Below are 17,635 nucleotides of genomic sequence, written 5' to 3'. Positions count from 1 at the left end.
TCTATGCCCCCGGATCAGACCTTCGCCACTTTCTTGCCCCGCTTCCACATGGGGTTGCCCTCTTTGTCCCAGATGCCGATGCCGGTGGCGGCGCAGAGGATGGAGAAGATGGGGACGATGAAGATGAACCAGGCGAATTTGATGTACTCGGTGCCGCAGCCCAGGGTGCTCATCACGAACAGGGTGGCCACGCCCCAGGGGACGATGGGCGCGCTCAGAGTGCCCGAATCCTCCAGGGTCCTGGAGAGCACCCTGCGGTGGATGCCCATCCGGTCAAAGGCGTCCTCAAAGGTCTGCTGGGTGACGATGATGGACACGGTCTGCCCGCCGGCGGTGAGGAAGTTGACGATGTAGCAGTAGATCAGGGTGACGGTCACGAGGACGGTCCTGTTCTTGATGAACTTCAGCAGCACATCCTTGGCCAGCACGTCCAGGATGCCGGTGGCGGTGATGATGCCGCCCATGACGCTGGCGATCATGAAGGTGACCAGCAGCCCGGTCATGCTGGAGATGCCGCCCCGGTTGAGCATGGGGTCCACCAGGGCCACGCCGGTCTCGATGGAGAAGCCGTTGGCGGCGCAGTTCATCAGCTCCACAAGGCCCACGCCCTGGAACACCATGGCAAAGACGGCGCTGACCACCACGGTGATGCCCATGCCCAGCAGGGCGGGCAGCTTGAACACGGAGACCAGCAGCACCAGAACGGCGGGCAGGATGAGGATGGGATTGATCTTGAAGTGCTGGGTCAGGGTAGCGCAGATGAGGTCGGCCTTGCTGGAGTCCATCTCACCGCCGCTGTACACAAGGCCCGCAATGGTAAACAGCACCAGGGCCACCACGGCGGCGGGGATGGTGGTGTACATCATGGAGTTGATGTGCTCATACAGGGGCACACGGCTGACTCCGGAAGCCAGGTTGGTGGTGTCCGACAGGGGGGACATTTTGTCGCCGAACCAGGCGCCGCAGACCACCGCGCCGATGACCAGGGGCACGGGGATGGAGGTGGTGGAGGCCACGCCCACCATGGCCAGGCCCATGGTGGCCACACTGCCGAAGGAGGTTCCCGTAAACTCAGCGCTCAGGGCGCACAGCACGAAGGCCAGGGGCACCAGGATCTTGGGGGAGATCAGCTTCATGCCGTAGTACATCAGGGAGGGCACGGTGCCGCCGGCCATCCAGATGCCCACCAGCATGCCCACCATAATGACGATGAGGAAGGTGGGGATACAATCCGCCACCACGCGAAGCAGGGTCTTTTCCGTCTCCGCCCAGGAGATGCGCAGGATAAAAGCGACGGCCGCGGCAATGATGGCCGCCACGAACACGGACATGGTCGTGTCCACGTTCAGGTTGATCAGGATCACCAGCACGGCGATGATGACCACAAAGGACCCAACCGCGAAGGCCGGAGAGGGTGCTTTGCGCTCTTTGACTTTTTTCTCTGTTTCCATACTTCTCTTCCTTTCAACACAACATCTGGCTATTTTACGGGCGTTTCAAGATATGAGCCGACCCCCTTTTCCTCGCCCAACAGCTCTCTGGTCAAAAACCGCATAGCCGAATCCATCCGCGCCTGGCGGAACGCGAAGGATTTAAACCGGTGCTCCGCCCCCTGGACGATGAGCAGCTGGGCCCGGTCTCCGTAGATCTCCTTGTAACGCCTGGAACAGTCCGCGGAGGCGGTGATGTCCTCGTCCCCGTGCACCAGGTTGACCCGCTTGGTGAACTTGGCCGCCACGGCAAAGGGATCGATCTTCAGCGCGTCGTAGTAGAACCCGACGCCCAGCTTCACGCCCTCCACGTCCGCGCAGCCCTTCTCCTCGATGTCGGAGACATCCTGGCCGCACAGCACCTTGCCCCGCATGTTGTACACCACGTCCGGCGCCGGGCACCACAGGCTCAGGGCGCAGACGTCGGCGTCCCGTTCCCCCGCCACCATGGAGGCCACGCAGCCGCCCATGCTCAGGCCGTGGATGGCCACACGGTCCAGATCCACGAACTCCAGGGTTTTGACATAGTCCAGGATGGCCTTGCCGTCGGCCACCTCCCGGGAGACGGTCATATCCTCAAACCGTCCGTCACTGTCGCCGCTGCCCGCGAAGTCGAAGCGCACACTGGCGATCCCCGCCTCGCACAGCCGCCGGGACAGCTCCGTATGGACAAAGTTGATCTCCGACCGGTCGTCGAACAGCCCATGGAACAGGACGACCATAGGCAGCTTCCCCTCCCGGCCCTCCGGAACATGGAGCATGCCCCGCAGCGTCAGGCCATTGCTTTCACACGTCACAAATCTTTCCACCGTATATCCTCCCTTTGATGCCTGCGCCCAATTTGATGCGGCGCTTTGAGATATATAAATTAATTATTGCTTTCTTACGTTCAGTATAGTTTAACTCCCTTGCTCTGTCAACGGTTCTGCCGCAAATAAAATTAGTATAGATTATTTTTGTTAATTATATATAACTTCTCAAGTGAGAGTTTGTCGATTTGCCCAAGGAAAAATTGAATCCTCAGGCCAAATTTGGCCGCAAAAAAAGCCGCCCCTATTGGGGGCGGCTTTCCGGTCTTTAAAAGCTGGGCGGCGAGATGGCAAAAATGACTTTCACCATTTGGCTGGTCCTGTTTTTCCAGGAGTGCTCCGTAAACTGTGGAATCCGGATGCTGTCACCGGCGTGGAGCTCATAGCACTCCCCCGCCACGGTGATCTCCACATCTCCCTCGTCCACATAGGCCACCTCTTCCCCGCTGTGGGTCTGGGAGACGTCGGCGCTGTCGCTGTCCGGCGGGATCCGCATGAGGCAGAACTCAATGTTTCCGGAGGTGTCCGGTGTCAGAAGGTCATACATGACGTCCTTGTGTTCCGGCCGTCCGATGGTCTTGCGCATGTCACGGCGCACGATCATGTCCCGGGCCGCCATGTCCTCTTTGAAAAAGCGGAAAATGGGCACGCCCAGCACCTTGGAGATCAACTTCAGGGTGTTGATCGAGGGGTTGACCAAATCCCGCTCGATCTGGCTGAGCATCGAGGCGGTGAGCCCCGTCGCCTCTGCCAGTTCACGGATGGTCATTTTTTGTGCCGTACGGTAATTGCGTACTTTTTTCCCGATCTCCAGTTCGTCCATTTTACGACCTCAATCGCTTTCACATATTTTTCCTTATTTTATCACAACCTCCGCCGCCTTGCAAGCCGCCGGCGGGAGAAATGCCGCCGCCCCGCTCCGTCTCCCCGAAATCCAGCTCCCAATATTGACACCCGTTCACATTTGTGATATTATGCCATCATATTAACAACTGTTTACATCGGAAGAGAGGTCCTCATATGGGAGAAAGACCATACCACCACGGAAACCTGCGGACCGGGCTGATCGAGGAGGGGCTGGCCCTGATCCACGAGGAGGGGCGCGGAAACTTTTCCCTGCGCAAGCTGGCCAGGCGGCTGAACGTCTCCCCCGCCGCCTGCTACAACCACTTTCCCACCGCCGAGGCCCTTCTGGAGGAGATGCGGCGGTACGTGACCGAACGGTTCTGCGGCATTCTGTCACAGCAGGCCGCAGATGGACAGACCGGCTGCGCCACGCTCCGCATGGGCCGGGCCTACGTGGATTTTTTTGCCCGGAACCCCCACTACTTTTCCTTTCTCTACGAGAACGGCAATCTCGGCATCCGTCTCACCGAGGACTCCTTCGAGGGGGAATTCGAGCCCTTCCGGATCTTCAGGGCCCAAGCCTTCCAGGAGATGGAGCGGTGCCGTGTCCCGCCGGAGGAGCGGCGGGACGATCTGCTGGTCATGTGGGCCGCAGTCCACGGGTTGGCGGCCATGGCCAATATGAAAGGGTTCCACTATGATGGAGACTGGGGGGCCCTGACGGAGAAACTGCTCTCTGAGAAAATCACCTTGTTTTAGACCCGGCCGCTCTGCGGCAGAAAGGAAATCAACATGACGATTTACGAGGCAATGACGGCCCGGCACTCGGTCAGGAGCTATGAGGACAGGCCCATCGAGGGCTCCCTTATCGCGGCCCTGCGGGAGGAGATCGACCTCTGCAACCAGGAGGGCGGGCTGTCCATCCAACTCATCACGGGAGACAAGGACATATTCAAAGGCCTTATGGCCCATTACGGCGGCTTCCGCAACGTATCCAACTATATCGCGCTGGTGGGTCCCGCCGGCGGTCAGGCGGAGGAAACGCTGGGCTATTACGGGGAGCGAATCGCCCTGCGGGCTCAACAGCTGGGACTGAATACCTGCTGGGTGGCGGCCACCTATAAAAAGAACCGCTGCCGGGCCGCCGTGGGAGCGGGCCAGGCCTTGGTATGCGTGCTGGCCCTGGGGTACGGCGCGTCCCAGGGCGTGCCCCACCGCTCCAAGCCTCTGGAAGCGCTGTGCCGGGCCGAAGGGGATATGCCCGAGTGGTTCCGAAAAGGGATGGCGGCCGCCATGCTGGCTCCCACCGCCATGAACAAACAGGACTTCCTGATCACCCTGGAGGGAGAACAGGCCAAGTTTGAAGTCGGATCCGGCAGGTACGGCCACATCGACCTGGGGATCGTCCGGTATCATTTTGAGCTCGGCGCCGGGCGCCTGTAATAGAAAAGAACAGCGCGGCGGGGCTTATCCCGCCGCGCTGTTCTTTTCCCTTGTGATAACTTTTTAAATAAAAAAAGAGGACCGGCAAAAGCCGGTCCTCTTTTCATAAACGTGAGCAATAATTACTCGTTGATGGCGATGACGACGCCGGAACCAACGGTGTGGCCGCCCTCGCGGATAGCGAAGCGCAGGCCTTCCTCGATGGCGATGGGGGTGATCAGCTCCACGTCCATCTCCACGTTATCGCCGGGCATGCACATCTCGACGCCCTCGGGCAGGGAGATGACACCGGTCACGTCGGTGGTACGGAAGTAGAACTGAGGACGGTAGTTGTTGAAGAAGGGGGTGTGACGGCCGCCCTCGTCCTTGCTCAGGACGTACACCTGGCCGCGGAACTTGGTGTGGGGGTGGATGGAGCCGGGCTTGGAGATGACCTGGCCGCGCTCGATGTCGGTCTTGGCGATGCCGCGCAGCAGGGAGCCGATGTTGTCGCCGGCCTGAGCCTCGTCCATCATCTTGTGGAACATCTCGATGCCGGTGACGACGGTGGACTTCTTCTCGTCCATCAGGCCCACGATCTCGACGGTGTCGTTCATCTTCACCACGCCGCGCTCCACACGGCCGGTGGCCACGGTGCCGCGGCCGGAGATGGTGAAGACGTCCTCGACGGGCATCAGGAAGGGCATGTCGGTCTTACGCTCGGGAGTGGGGATATAGCTGTCGACAGCGTCCATCAGCTCCTTGATGCAGGCAAACTCGGGAGCGTTGGGATCGGTGGACTCGCTGGTCAGGGCGTTCAGAGCGGAGCCCTTGATGATGGGAATATCGTCGCCGGGGAACTCGTAGAAGGACAGGGTCTCACGGACCTCCATCTCGACGAGCTCGATCAGCTCGGGGTCGTCCACCAGGTCAGCCTTGTTCAGGAACACGACCATGGCGGGCACGCCCACCTGACGGGCCAGCAGGATGTGCTCCTTGGTCTGGGCCATGGGGCCGTCGGTGGCGGCGATGACCAGGATGGCGCCGTCCATCTGAGCAGCGCCGGTGATCATGTTCTTGATATAGTCGGCGTGGCCCGGGCAGTCGACGTGGGCATAGTGGCGGGCCTCAGTCTCGTACTCCACGTGGGCGGTGTTGATGGTGATGCCGCGCTCGCGCTCCTCGGGAGCCTTGTCGATGCTGGCGTAATCCTCGAAGTCGGCCTTGCCCTGCATGGCCAGCCACTTGGTGATGGCGGCGGTCAGAGTGGTCTTGCCGTGGTCGACGTGGCCAATGGTGCCGATGTTGACGTGGGGCTTGTTGCGCTCAAACTTTTGCTTACCCATTTTGATAATCCTCCTTATAATACACGATATGTGTTTATGATGTTCAATGCTGAGAGAAATGCGAGAATATTTTACCGTATCGGGCCGGAAAAAGCAATATAAAAATCGCTTTTACTCGCCGTCCTTGCGGCCCCGCTCAGTAATGATCTTATCGGCGATGCCCTTGGGGATCTCCACATAGCTGTGGGGCTCCATGGTGTACTGGCCGCGGCCCTGGGTGGAGGAGCGCAGGTCAGTGGCATAGCCGAACATCTCGCTGAGGGGCACCAGGGCGTCGATCTGGGTGGCGCCGGTGCGGGCCTCGGTGCCCTGGATCATGCCGCGGCGGGAGCTCAGATCGCCCATCACGTCGCCCATATACTCGTCGGGGGCGATGGCGGAGACCTTCATGATGGGCTCCAGCAGGATGGGGTTGGCCTTCCGGCAGGCCTCTTTGAAGGCCATGGAGCCGGCGATCTTAAAGGCCATCTCGGAGGAGTCCACCTCGTGGTAGGAGCCGTAAGTCAGGGTGACCTTCACGTCCACCACGGGATAGCCAGCCAGCACACCGGCCAGCATGGCGCCCTGGATGCCCTGATCGACGGCGGGGATATACTCCTTGGGGATGACGCCGCCGGTGATGGCGTTGACGAACTCGTAACCCTTGCCGGGCTCGTTGGGCTCGACAGTGATGCGGACGTGGCCGTACTGGCCCTTACCGCCGGACTGGCGGGCGTACTTGGTCTCCTGCTCGACCTTCTTCTTGATGGTCTCCTTGTAGGCGACCTGGGGCGCGCCCACGTTGGCCTCGACCTTGTACTCCCGGAGCAGACGGTCGACGATGATCTCCAGATGGAGCTCGCCCATGCCGGCGATGATGGTCTGGCCGGTCTCTTCGTCGGTCCAGGTCTTGAAGGTGGGGTCCTCCTCGGCCAGCTTCATCAGCGCCAGGCCCATCTTCTCCTGACCAGCCTTGGTCTTGGGCTCGATGGCCACGCGGATGACGGGCTCGGGGAACTCCATGGACTCCAGGATGATGGGATGCTTCTCATCACACAGGGTGTCGCCGGTGGTGGAGTTCTTCAGGCCGATGACGGCGGCGATGTCGCCGGAGTAAACGGTCTCGATGTCCTCGCGGTGGTTGGCGTGCATCTGGAGGATACGGCCGATGCGCTCCTTCTGGTTCTTCGTGGAGTTCAGAACGGACGTGCCGGTATTCAGCATGCCGGAGTAAACACGCACGAAGGACAGACGGCCCACGAAGGGGTCGGTGGCGATCTTGAAGGCCAGAGCGGAGAAGGGGGCGTCGTCGTCCGCGGGACGGGTGTCCTCCTCGCCGGTGTCGGGGTTCACGCCGTCAATGGCGGGAATGTCCACCGGGGAGGGCATATAGTCCACGATAGCGTCCAGCAGCTTCTGCACGCCCTTGTTCTTGTAGGAGGTGCCGCAGCACACAGGGACAAACTTGTTGTCGATGGTGCCCTGACGGATGACCTTGCGGATCAGGTCGGCGGGGATCTCCTTCTCCTCCAGGGCCAGCTCCATGATCTCATCGCTGAGATCGGCGCAGGCGTCGATGAGCTTGGTCCGGTACTCCTTGGCCAGCTCCATCATGTCGGCGGGGATCTCCTCCACCCGCATGTCCTTGCCCATCTCGTCGTAGTAGACGTCGGCGTCCATCTCCACCAGATCGATGATCCCCTTAAAGGTCTCCTCTTTCCCGATGGGGAGCTGGATGGGCACGGCGTTGCACTTCAGACGGTCGTGGATCATCTCCAGGACGTGGTAGAAGTTGGCGCCCATGATGTCCATCTTGTTGACGTAGATCATGCGGGGGACCTTGTAGTGGTCGGCCTGGCGCCAGACGGTCTCGGACTGGGGCTCCACGCCGCCCTTGGCGCACATGACGGTCACAGAGCCGTCCAGCACGCGCAGGGAGCGCTCCACCTCCACGGTGAAGTCCACGTGGCCCGGGGTGTCGATGATGTTGATCCGGGTCTGGGGGAACTGGTCCTTGGTGCCCTTCCAATAGCAGGTGGTGGCGGCGGAGGTGATGGTAATGCCGCGCTCCTGCTCCTGGGCCATCCAGTCCATGGTGGCGGTACCGTCATGGGTCTCGCCGATCTTGTAGTTGACGCCGGTATAATAGAGGATACGCTCGGTGGTCGTGGTCTTGCCGGCGTCGATGTGCGCCATGATACCGATGTTCCGGGTATTCTCTAAGGTAACTTTCCTAGGCATACTTTAACTCCTTATTACCAGCGGTAGTGGGCGAAGGCCTGGTTGGACTGGGCCATCTTGTGGACGTCCTCACGCTTCTTGACCGCGCCGCCCACACCGTTGGCGGCGTCCATGATCTCAGCGGCGAGCCGCTCCTTCATGGTTTTCTCACTGCGGTTGCGGGAGTAGCTGGTCAGCCACCGCAGCCCCAGGGTCTGCCGCCGCTCGGGACGGACCTCGATGGGCACCTGGTAAGTGGCGCCGCCGACACGGCGGGCCTTGACTTCCAGAGAAGGCATGATATTCTCGAGAGCAGTGGTGAAAGTCTCCAGGGGGTCCTTGCCGGACTTCTCCTGGATGATGTCAAAAGCACCGTAGACGACCTTCTGGGCAATACCCTTCTTGCCGTCGAGCATGATGCTGTTGGTGAGCTTGGTCACCAGAACGGAATTATAAATAGGATCGGGGAGAATCTCCCGCTTGGGTACGTTTCCTCTTCTGGGCACTTTGCTTCCCTCCTTCATAATATGATTTCATAGGTACTCGAAACGCCGGGTCGCGCCCGGGCGTCCCGTGTAAGACAAGTGCCTGCTTGTCCAGTGCCCGCCGAAGAAACGCCTATATAAATAAGCGCTCTTTAGCAAGGCTGCTGCCTTGCGCGTGCCGCGCAACAGTTCACTTCAATGGTTCGTAATTTTTCCGAAGAAAAATTACTTCTTGCCGGCCTTGGGCCGCTTGGCGCCGTACTTGGAACGGGCCTGCATACGACCGCTGACGCCCTGAGTGTCCAGAGAACCGCGGATGATGTGGTAACGCACGCCGGGCAGGTCCTTGACACGGCCGCCGCGGATCATAACCACAGAGTGCTCCTGCAGGTTGTGGCCCACACCGGGGATATAGGCGGTGACCTCGTAGCCGTTGGTGAGCTTCACACGGGCGATCTTACGAAGCGCGGAGTTCGGCTTCTTCGGCGTGGAGGTACGCACAGCGGTGCAGACACCTCTCTTCTGAGGAGAGGGCAGGTCGGTGGCCTTGTTCTTCAGGGTGTTCAGGCCGAACTGCATGGCGGGGGAGTTGGACTTGAAAGACGCCTGCTGACGGCCCTTACGGACGAGTTGGTTAAACGTAGGCATGATTTTCCTCCTTTCTTTCTTGTTGATTCTATATTTTAACAGGATAAGAGTTAAAATATCCCGCTAAAACCAAAATAGAGCGCTTACGCCAGGATGGCGGCCACAGCCGCGCCAACGGCGATCTGGCAGGCCTTGCCCAGCTCCTTCATGGAAAAGCCGGTCTCGGTGGGCAGTCCCTTCTCCCCGCACGCGGCGGCGATGGGGTCCACGACCCGAGGATCCGCGTCGGAGGCCAAAAAGACCCGCCGGGCGGTGCCTGCTTCCACGGCCCGCTTGACCTGCTTGGCACCCACGACGATCTCATTTGTGGAAAGTTCCGTGAGCATTCAGCCGGCCTCCTGTCTGGAAATGGGCAGAATGCCCCCTTGGGGAAACACCTGCGCAAGTTGGAATTATACCATATACCCCCTGTGAAGTCAAGGAAATTCCGATCGACAAAAAATTTTCACCTGCGCCCTCCGCATAAAGGGGAGGCGGCTCCCTCCGAGCCGCCTCTCCCCATAAAAATCACGCTCCCTCTCTCCCGGAAGCATGCGCGTTTTCACCGGACCGCAAGAAATAAGGCGCCGGGACAGAAAGTCCCGGCGCCTTTGCCTTGTTGCGCGTCGCGCAGCCCTCTTTACGCCCTATATCAATCCCGAAATTGTTTTTTTGCCGGTCATTCACAATCCTGCAAATCACAATCTTATTTCCACCGGGCCGGTTATCCAGACCTCTCCCGGGGACACGGCGCACTGGCGGGCCAGCACCTCCACACCCTGATCCGCGGCCCGGCGGAGGGCCTCGCCAAAGGCGGGATGGGTACGGTCGTTGGGGGAAAAGCCGTCCACATCCGCCATCTGGATGACGAAGCAGACCGCGGCCTCGAAGCCCTCGGCCCTGGCCCGGGCCAACTCCTCCAGGTGCTTGACCCCCCGCTCCGTGGGGGCATCCGGGAAGTAGGTCCAGCCGTCCTCCTCCAAGGTGCAGCCCTTTACCTCCGTAAATCCCCTCCGCGCCCCCGCCTCCCAGTAAAAGTCAAAGCGGGAATTCCCCCAGGTGGTCTCTGGGCGCAGAAGGGTGAGTCCGGGAACGAAATGACCGGCTCGGGCCCACTCGGCGAAGAGGGCGTTGGGGGCCTGGGAATCCATATTGATAAGCCGCCCGGCCTTCTCCACGGCCACCAGGTCGTAGGCGGTCTTACGGGACGGGTTGCCGGAACGGACGAGCCACACCGGGGCCCCCGGCACTAAGAGCTCCCGGCAGCGGCCGGTGTTCTTCACGTGGACGGTGAGCTCCTCCTCCTCCAGGAGGACCCGGGCGATGAAACGGTTGGGCCGGGCGAGGAACCGGGCCTTGTGTATATTGGGATAGCGCATTTCTTCACCTTCCTGCCGGATATCGTACCACAATTACGGGAAAATGAAAAGGAAGGCAAAGCGGCGGATAGACAAAATACCCCAAACGGTGAGGCTTACGCGGCGGAGTCTTCCGCCTGCGCAGGCTCCCCGGCCGCATCGGGCGTTCCGACCCCGGCGGAGTCGTCCTTCCCGGGGTCATTTCCGCTCTCGGCGGGCTCCCCGGTCCCGGCGGGGTCACCTATCCCGAGGTCGTTCCCGGTCTCGGCAGTCCCCTGGACGTTGGCCTCTTTCATCGCCGCGATACTATCATAGATCGTAACCTCACTGCCGCCCGCATCTTGAAAGGGATTGGAGCCAAACGGGACATCTTTGACAATCACATTGCCGTCGAGGATGGTGCAGTCATTTGCGGTCACGGTGAGCGTGTTGCTGCCGCCGCATTTGGCAATATAGACGGCGCTTTCATAATCTTTCAGCTCTTCCGCCGCCCCGGAGCAGGAAAAAGTACATTTATCCAGGGTCAGCTCGATGGGTCCCGGGTAGGAGGTGCCGGTGCCGACGCCGCGACCGACCACCAGCGCGCCGTAGGGGACTTCATCGCCGCCGCCCCATTTGTCCTCCTCATAAAATTTGGTCAGGTTTCCCTGGCCGGGATTGTATTGGAGCCCCTGCGCCGTCAGTGTGCAGTTGGTCATCGTGACGGTACCGGCGCGAATAAGCACGGCCTGCCTCTCCCCGGTAATGTTCGAATCCGCAATGGTGACGGTGGCCGGAACGTTGACGCACAGCGCGCAGTTGTCCCCGTCACTCGAGTCGGTGACAAGCTCAGAGTTCCTGATGTCAATTTTGACGCCGTAGTTGACCTCATTGTTGGCGTTCGTGGAAACGGCATAAACCCCGGTAGAGGTGATCTTGCTGTCTATGACAGTCAAAGCGGCGTCCCTGCCGCGGACAAAGAAGGCACTGCCGTTGCCGCGGAACCGCATGTCTCCGTCCACCCCGTTCAGGGTCAGCTTTTGGCCTGTCTCCACGACAAAGTTGGCAATGGTACCGCCCGCTGTATTCTCCGCTATGATGGAACCGTTCTTGATGGTATAGTCCGCCTGGAAGCCCTTCTGGTCTGAGACCGTGTTTTGCGGCACCCGGCTGTCCCCATATCCCAGGGCCACGCTGGACTGGCCGGTGACGGTCAGCGTCTTTTGTCCAAGATCCAGGGTCAGTTCCATTTCGGCGGTCCTGTTCCAGGCGGCGGTCAGCGCACCGGCGTCCACCGCTGTGTCTTTCAGCAGCTTTACCGTGTCGCCGCTCCGCGCGGCGGCCATCGCGGCGGCCAGGCCGGTGTACAGCGCCCGTCCGGTAACGGCCGCCGCGGCTCCGGCGCAGGCCGTGTCGGTAAAGTAGTAGATCTGCGGCTTGGGGGCGGGAGTAGTATAGGTATAGAGCTTCTCTGCGCCGTTCACAATACCGGCGTCCGCAGTCGTGCCGTCGATCCAGACGGCGGGGATATCCTGGTCGGTGCAGACCACAGTGGCCCCGTTGATGTTCAGCGTACCGGCGGGAAGGGCGTCGCCGCTCTCGCTCTTACACACCTCGATCCCGCCCCACTCATTTCCAGAGACGGTGACGGTGCCGGACAGGGCCACCGTGGCGGAGTTCACCTGGATCCCGGCGTTTGCAGCCGTCACGGTGACCTTGTCCAGCAGGACTTGGGTGGAATCATAGACCTTGATGCCGTACTCGCCGTCATCCCACTTTTTCTCGCCATTGCCGGCCGGTGTGGTATTGGGGCCGGATACGGTCAGATTCGTGATTTTGACGGCGTTGGCGCCGGAGCTGACCAGGATACCGGCCTTTTGGGCCGCCTCCCCCGCCCGGCTGCTGGCCGTCAGGGTCTTGCCGTTTCCATTGATGGTGACGGCGCGGGTCACATTGACCTGGGCCGCGGTGGTGATGTTGGCAGTGAGCACGATGGTGCCCGCCTCCCCCGCCAGGGCGGCGGCCAGCGTTTCCTCGCTGTCGGCCTGGGCCGCCGCTGGGTCGATCCCTCCGCAGGAGCATATCCCGTCCACGTAGCTGTGGGAATGGGAGGAGCCGCCGGAGCTGGAGCCGCCGCCGGAGCTGGAGCCGCCGCCGGAGCCGGTGGTGCCGGAACCGGTGCCGCTGCCGCCGGGCTTCACGTCCTTGTCACCCACGCTGACGGTGCTGTCTCCCTTATTCTCCACCTTGACGGAGGTATCCTTGGAGACGCTTACGCCCTCACCGGCGGTGACGGTCATGTTCTCCACCTTACCCTTGCCGTCCACCTTCACGCCGTCGGCGGAGGTCTCCAGCTTGGAAACGGTGGCTCCCTTCTCTACGGTCAGGGCGGTGCCGGAAGCGGTGGGGGCCACCTCCACATTCTTGACGGCGCCGGCCACAGCCAGCTTGGCCCCCTCGGCCTCCAGGGCCACGCTGTCCACCTTGGCGCCCTTGGACACGGTGATGTCCGCGCCGGCGGCGCTCTCCGCCACGGCCACGGCCTTTACCTCCCCGGCCACTTCCATTTTTGTCCCGGCGGCCTCAGTAGACACGCTGTCCACGGAAGCGGTCTCCGCCACGGTAAGGCTGGCGCCGCCGGCACGCCCGGAGACCGCGACGGAGCCCGCCTTGCCCTCCACCGCCACCTGAGCCTTGGGGGCGGATACCATGATATCGCCCGCGGCGGCGGTTTTTTCCACGGTCAGGCTGGAAGAGGCGGAGTCCACCAGGATCTTGCCTTCGGCCACGGTCTTGCCCGCGAGGGTCACGACGGCCTCCCCAGCCTTGGGGGCGACGATCAGGTTCTCGCTCAAAGCGGCGTCCTTGAGGACCACGTCGGCGTTGGCGGCCACAATGACCACGCCATTGATCTCGCCGGTGAGCTCCGCGGCGTCGTCCACCACATAGGCGGCCACCATGTTGTCCACCATCTTTGCCACGGCGGCGCGGGTGATATCCAGGCCGGGAGCGAAGGTATTCTCCCCCACGCCGGAAATCATGCCCCGCTCAGACAGGGCGGCCACCGCCCCCTGGGCCCAGGGGGACACGGCGCCCCGGTCCGCAAACTCCAGCCCCGCGTCTCCGCCGGGCTCGATCCCCATGGCCCTGCACAGGAGCACGGCGGCCTCCTCCCGGCTGATGGGCGCGTCGGGGTTGGCGTTGACGCCGTCGCCCTTCACCACGCCAGCGGCCGCCAGCTTAAGGATGGCATCCGCGTACCAGGCGTCGGCCGCCACATCCTGAAAGGTGTTTTGGGCCTTCTCGGTATAGCCCATCAGATTCACAAGCATCGTGGCAAACTCTGCTCTGGTCATGGATTTATCCGGGCTGAAGGTCCCGTTCTCATCTCCGTTCAGGACCCCATACCCGGCCCAGCGCCCCACAGATTCCTCGCTCCAATGGCCCTCCACATCGGGAAAGGCCCCCTTGTCTCCGGCGGCGGCCGGAAGGGTCACCAGAGAGAGAAGCAGGGCAAAGGATAAAAGCAGGGACAGAATCTTTGCGCGTTTCATAAATATACCCTCCTTTGTTGTAACAGCGGCGCACCCCGTGGGAAAGGCGGAACTTTTTTCCCAATATTGCCGGAAAAAGTTATTTTTTATTCCCGTTGTTCTCTGCCAATTCCCGTTTTGCGTCCGTCCTTAACATATTATGGCAGAAATTCTGCCATAAGTCAACGGCAGAAATCATGCCAAAATCAAATGCCGGAATTTCCGCCGTATATACTAAAGAAAAGCTTGATTTCGGAGGCTCACATGATTTATCCGAGAATACGTTCTCTGCGGGAGGATCACGACTGGACCCAGCAGCAGGTGGCAGACCTGCTTCGCATTAACCGGAGAACCTACTCCGCTTATGAAAATGGGGTCAACTCCATCGTGCCCGAGCTGCTGGCGGAGATCGCCGAGCTCTACGGCACCAGCGTGGATTATCTCCTGGGCCGGACCGACATGGCGGAGCCCTACCCTCCCGCCGGTAAAGCACGAAAAAAAGACAGCCGCTAAGCGGCTGTCTTTTTCTTCGTTTCAGGTTCAGGCCTTGGTATTGATGACGATGGCGCCCGCGGCGGCATCCCAGTCCACCACGAATCCGCAGGCGGCGCCCAGGTCGCGCAGCTTATAATAGGTATAGCCGCTGCCTCCGGCGTCGGTGAGGGTGATGGTCTCCAGCGCAGTCTCAATGCCGTTGACCAGCGTGGTGGTTTTCACATCGCTGACGCTCTGAGGACCGGAGAAGGGGGCGGACATCTCGGAGCCGTTGGCCTCGTAGGCCGCGCCGGTGGTGATGGTGACGGAGCCGTCCCAGCCCACGTTGAACTGAGCGGGGGTGCCGTTGAGCTTAAAGGCCACGTCGCGCAGCTTGAAGTAGTTGGTGTCGTTGCCGTTGGCGTCCTTCATGGCGTAGACGTCGAAGGCCACCTGCTGGCCGTCCAGGATAACGGGGTAGCTGGTGGGCACGGCGGTGGGGGCGGTGGGATTTTCCACCGGGGCGGGGGTGGAAGCCGCTGTGCGGTCGATCTTGGCCAGGCCGTAATACTTTTCATAGCCCACCCGCTGGGCGATCCACACGTAGTCGGACACGCCGTCGTAGCTCTCCCAGGAGCCGCCGATATCGGCGTACTGGATGGGCAGCACGATGCCGCCGGTGGTATCGATGATGCCGAAGGAGTTGTTGTAGGTCTCCGCATCATACGTGCTGACCACGGCCAGACCGTTGGTAAAATTGCTCACCGTGTCATACTGGCAGGGGATGACCACCATGCCGGCGGCGTTCATATAGCCAAACAGCTTTGTCTCGGGATCCCGCACGGAAATAAGGCCGTCCCCGCCGGACAGCTCGTAGGGATAGTCGTAGATATAGTCGGTCAGCAGCACGCCCTGGCTGTTCATCACGGCAAATTTGCTGTCATAGCTGTCTTCCACGTTCATCCCCACGTAGGTCAGATCGCCCACGAAGGAACGGACTTCGTCGAAGATGCAGGGCACGGCCAGATTGCCGGTAACGTCCATATAGCCGCCCTTTTGGATAGCGCTGTTCCACACATCCACAAGGTTCCCGCCGTTAAAGTCTCCTCTGACATAGACCTCCGCCGGGACCGTAAAGACCGGCTGGCCGTTGACGGCGCTCACCAGGACGTCGCTTTCTCCCTGGCTTGCCCAGAAGACGGGCACGCCGCCGGGCAGCTCGTCATAATTGGTGATATAATCGTAGACCGTGGGAATGACCGTCTTGCCGCTGGCGTCCAGCACGCCCCAGCCTTCCTCCGTCATGGCCTCATAATATTTGCCATCGGTGCCATAGGCGGGGCACAGGTAGCTGTACTGGAAGGGAATGACCGTCTTGCCCTTCCGGTCGATGGCGCCGTCCTTGCCGTCCTTGTCGACGATCAGGAGCTTTACGGAGTCGTCGGCGCTCCAGGTGAAGATGTCGTCATAGGCGGCGGAGATGACGATCTTGTCGTTCTCGTCCCGATAGCCGTACTTTCCGGTGGCCTCATCCTGATAGGCGCTCAGGCTGCTGGCGGGCGCGGCGGTCAGGCCGGCGTCGCTGGCGGTAACCGTCATGGGCTTCCATTCGGCGTCGCTCACCTGGGCGGTGTTGTTGGCGTCGAAGTTGTACACCTGCCCATAGACGTAGGTGGGCTCCACGATGACTCTGGCCGCGGCGGCCCAGGCCGTCGTGGGCATCAGCCCCAGAATCATGCCCGCCGTCAAAGCGGTCGCCAAGAACTTTTTCCACTTGTTCATACTGTTTCCCTCTTTCGTTTCCTCTTTTTATTTTTGTCCCGCTCACCGCCGCAAGACGATCAGCAGGATAAAAAATACCAAACATACAGCGCCCGCCGCCCGGGCCAGCCACCTGGGCAGAGGCTTACCGGTCTTTCCCGCGGCCAGGGCAACGGCGGCGATGGCCAGCGCGTCCACCGCAAAAAAGCACAGGGTAAAGTCCATCACGGCGTGGAGCGGGATCAGGATAGCCGCCCCTTTCAAAGCCGGGGAGCTCCCCTTCAGGAGGAAAAGCGCCAACACCACGGCCGCCGCCAAAAACAGCAGGGCGGGGAACCCCGCCTCCACCCCTGCTTGTACATAGCTGTTGTGGACCACCTGGGCCCGGTAATCGTAGGATTGGAACAATTCCTTCACCTGTGGCCAGTTCCCGGCACCGTAGCCAAACAGCGGAGCGGCCAGCATCCCTCGCAATCCATCCATGCTTTGCACAAGCCGTTCCTGAAAGGTGCCGAGCGCCTGGTGAAAGCGGGTCGCCACGGCGGCGGCGCCCACCAGGACCGCCGCTCCGGATACGACCCAGGCTTTCCAGTTCTTCCTCCCATATTGGGCCAGCAAAACCAAAGCCTGAATGGCAAGATAAGCGCCGATCCCCCCTGCGGACCGGGTCAGCAGCAGGGCGGCCGCCACAAAGGGGCTCAGACGGTTCACCCACGGGTCGCGGAGTTCCCCCCGCAGGAGAAGCACTGCGGCAAACCAGACGGCGGCGGCGTTGACGTACTGAAACGTAAATTGAAGCCGCTGGGCGGTCACACTTCCCGGGATAGGAAGGATCCCCAAAAAGGCCAAAAGGGCGGCGATGGCGGCCCCGCCGCCGAACCGGCAGACCCAAACCAGCAGCTCCCGCCGCTCCCCCACCTCCAGGGACAAACAGAGGAGCGCAAAGAGACAGCACACCAGCGGCAGAGCCGCCTGTGAAAGCCCCGGAGCGGCCGGTCCATTCACCAGGCTGGAGAGAAGATACCATCCGGCCAGCACCAGCAAAAACCACAGCGGTCTGGGGCAGCGCAATTCCCGCCGGCTTATCAATATGGCAATTCCCAGGGACACACCTGCCCATAAAAAAAACGCCGGAAAATAGCCGCCCTGCACCAGAACTGCAGTACAAGCTACTACCGCCAAAAATTGGGGCATCGGAGTTACATCCTCTCATTTATTCCGTGTTCGTAGTATCAGAATAACACTCCAGCCAGAGAAAGTCAATCAAAACGCAAAAAAGGACTGGTCATTGACCAGTCCTTTTTGT

General features: G+C 61.0%; 15 protein-coding genes. 3 read left to right on the top strand and 12 right to left on the bottom strand.

The genetic code is table 11. The features are described 5' to 3' along the window. Positions 1 to 14: 14 nt before the first annotated feature. The 3 genes from nhaC to AAEU42_RS11940 all read right to left on the bottom strand — a co-directional run bounded on the left by nhaC (position 15) and on the right by AAEU42_RS11940 (position 3,122). The gene (nhaC, locus tag AAEU42_RS11950) at positions 15 to 1,451 is read right to left on the bottom strand and encodes a Na+/H+ antiporter NhaC (protein ID WP_342233792.1); all 1,437 of its coding nucleotides are present in this window, start codon (positions 1,449 to 1,451) and stop codon (positions 15 to 17) included. A gap of 29 nt (positions 1,452 to 1,480) precedes the next feature. Beyond that, a complete protein-coding gene (locus tag AAEU42_RS11945; protein ID WP_342234025.1) occupies positions 1,481 to 2,353 on the bottom strand; it encodes an alpha/beta hydrolase in 873 nt (290 codons plus the stop codon). Positions 2,354 to 2,567: 214 nt separating this feature from the next. Beyond that, positions 2,568 to 3,122, bottom strand: a complete 555-nt coding sequence (locus tag AAEU42_RS11940; protein ID WP_342233791.1) for a helix-turn-helix domain-containing protein — start codon at positions 3,120 to 3,122, stop codon at positions 2,568 to 2,570. Between the two features lie 197 nt (positions 3,123 to 3,319). Here AAEU42_RS11940 and AAEU42_RS11935 point away from each other — a divergent pair, with 197 nt between their 5' ends. Both AAEU42_RS11935 and AAEU42_RS11930 read left to right on the top strand, forming a co-directional pair. Next, positions 3,320 to 3,904, top strand: coding sequence for a TetR/AcrR family transcriptional regulator (locus AAEU42_RS11935; protein WP_342233790.1), 585 nt, complete (start codon positions 3,320 to 3,322; stop codon positions 3,902 to 3,904). A gap of 33 nt (positions 3,905 to 3,937) precedes the next feature. Then, positions 3,938 to 4,588, top strand: coding sequence for a nitroreductase family protein (locus AAEU42_RS11930; RefSeq protein WP_342233789.1), 651 nt, complete (start codon positions 3,938 to 3,940; stop codon positions 4,586 to 4,588). A 122-nt stretch (positions 4,589 to 4,710) separates the two neighbouring features. On the opposite strand, the gene tuf is transcribed toward AAEU42_RS11930, so the two are convergent. From tuf to AAEU42_RS11895, 7 genes are all read right to left on the bottom strand, one after another. Next, entirely contained in the window at positions 4,711 to 5,913 is a 1,203-nt protein-coding gene (gene tuf / locus AAEU42_RS11925) for an elongation factor Tu (protein WP_342233788.1), read from the bottom strand. A gap of 111 nt (positions 5,914 to 6,024) precedes the next feature. Next, entirely contained in the window at positions 6,025 to 8,133 is a 2,109-nt protein-coding gene (gene fusA, locus AAEU42_RS11920) for an elongation factor G (protein ID WP_342233787.1), read from the bottom strand. 14 nt (positions 8,134 to 8,147) lie between these two features. Further along, the gene (gene rpsG, locus AAEU42_RS11915; protein WP_342233786.1) at positions 8,148 to 8,618 is read right to left on the bottom strand and encodes a 30S ribosomal protein S7; all 471 of its coding nucleotides are present in this window, start codon (positions 8,616 to 8,618) and stop codon (positions 8,148 to 8,150) included. 204 nt (positions 8,619 to 8,822) lie between these two features. Then, positions 8,823 to 9,245: a 30S ribosomal protein S12 gene (rpsL, locus tag AAEU42_RS11910; RefSeq protein WP_342233785.1), complete on the bottom strand. Its 423-nt coding sequence runs from the start codon at positions 9,243 to 9,245 to the stop codon at positions 8,823 to 8,825. 83 nt (positions 9,246 to 9,328) lie between these two features. Beyond that, the gene (locus tag AAEU42_RS11905; protein ID WP_342233784.1) at positions 9,329 to 9,571 is read right to left on the bottom strand and encodes a L7Ae/L30e/S12e/Gadd45 family ribosomal protein; all 243 of its coding nucleotides are present in this window, start codon (positions 9,569 to 9,571) and stop codon (positions 9,329 to 9,331) included. Positions 9,572 to 9,922: 351 nt separating this feature from the next. Next, on the bottom strand, positions 9,923 to 10,603 hold the full coding sequence (gene sfsA / locus AAEU42_RS11900; RefSeq protein WP_342233783.1) for a DNA/RNA nuclease SfsA: 681 nt from the start codon (positions 10,601 to 10,603) through the stop codon (positions 9,923 to 9,925). Between the two features lie 95 nt (positions 10,604 to 10,698). Next, a complete protein-coding gene (locus tag AAEU42_RS11895) occupies positions 10,699 to 14,115 on the bottom strand; it encodes an S-layer homology domain-containing protein (RefSeq protein WP_342233782.1) in 3,417 nt (1,138 codons plus the stop codon). A 243-nt stretch (positions 14,116 to 14,358) separates the two neighbouring features. Here AAEU42_RS11895 and AAEU42_RS11890 point away from each other — a divergent pair, with 243 nt between their 5' ends. Further along, a complete protein-coding gene (locus tag AAEU42_RS11890) occupies positions 14,359 to 14,607 on the top strand; it encodes a helix-turn-helix domain-containing protein (protein WP_342233781.1) in 249 nt (82 codons plus the stop codon). Positions 14,608 to 14,634: 27 nt separating this feature from the next. On the opposite strand, the gene AAEU42_RS11885 is transcribed toward AAEU42_RS11890, so the two are convergent. Together AAEU42_RS11885 and AAEU42_RS11880 are read right to left on the bottom strand one after the other, a co-directional pair. Continuing rightward, complete coding sequence (locus AAEU42_RS11885) at positions 14,635 to 16,350, bottom strand: WG repeat-containing protein (protein ID WP_342233780.1); 1,716 nt, start codon at positions 16,348 to 16,350, stop codon at positions 14,635 to 14,637. A gap of 42 nt (positions 16,351 to 16,392) precedes the next feature. Continuing rightward, positions 16,393 to 17,400 carry an O-antigen ligase family protein gene (locus AAEU42_RS11880; protein WP_342233779.1) on the bottom strand — a complete coding sequence of 336 codons (1,008 nt, stop codon included), beginning with the start codon at positions 17,398 to 17,400 and terminating at the stop codon, positions 16,393 to 16,395. Positions 17,401 to 17,635: the final 235 nt, after the last annotated feature.

Origin of the sequence: Pseudoflavonifractor phocaeensis, from assembly GCF_038439875.1 — a bacterium.
In the GTDB taxonomy this organism is placed as follows: Bacteria; Bacillota; Clostridia; order Oscillospirales; family Oscillospiraceae; genus Vermiculatibacterium.
Note: the sequence above shows the minus strand (reverse complement) of the source record. Positions and strands in the feature narration are given on the sequence as shown.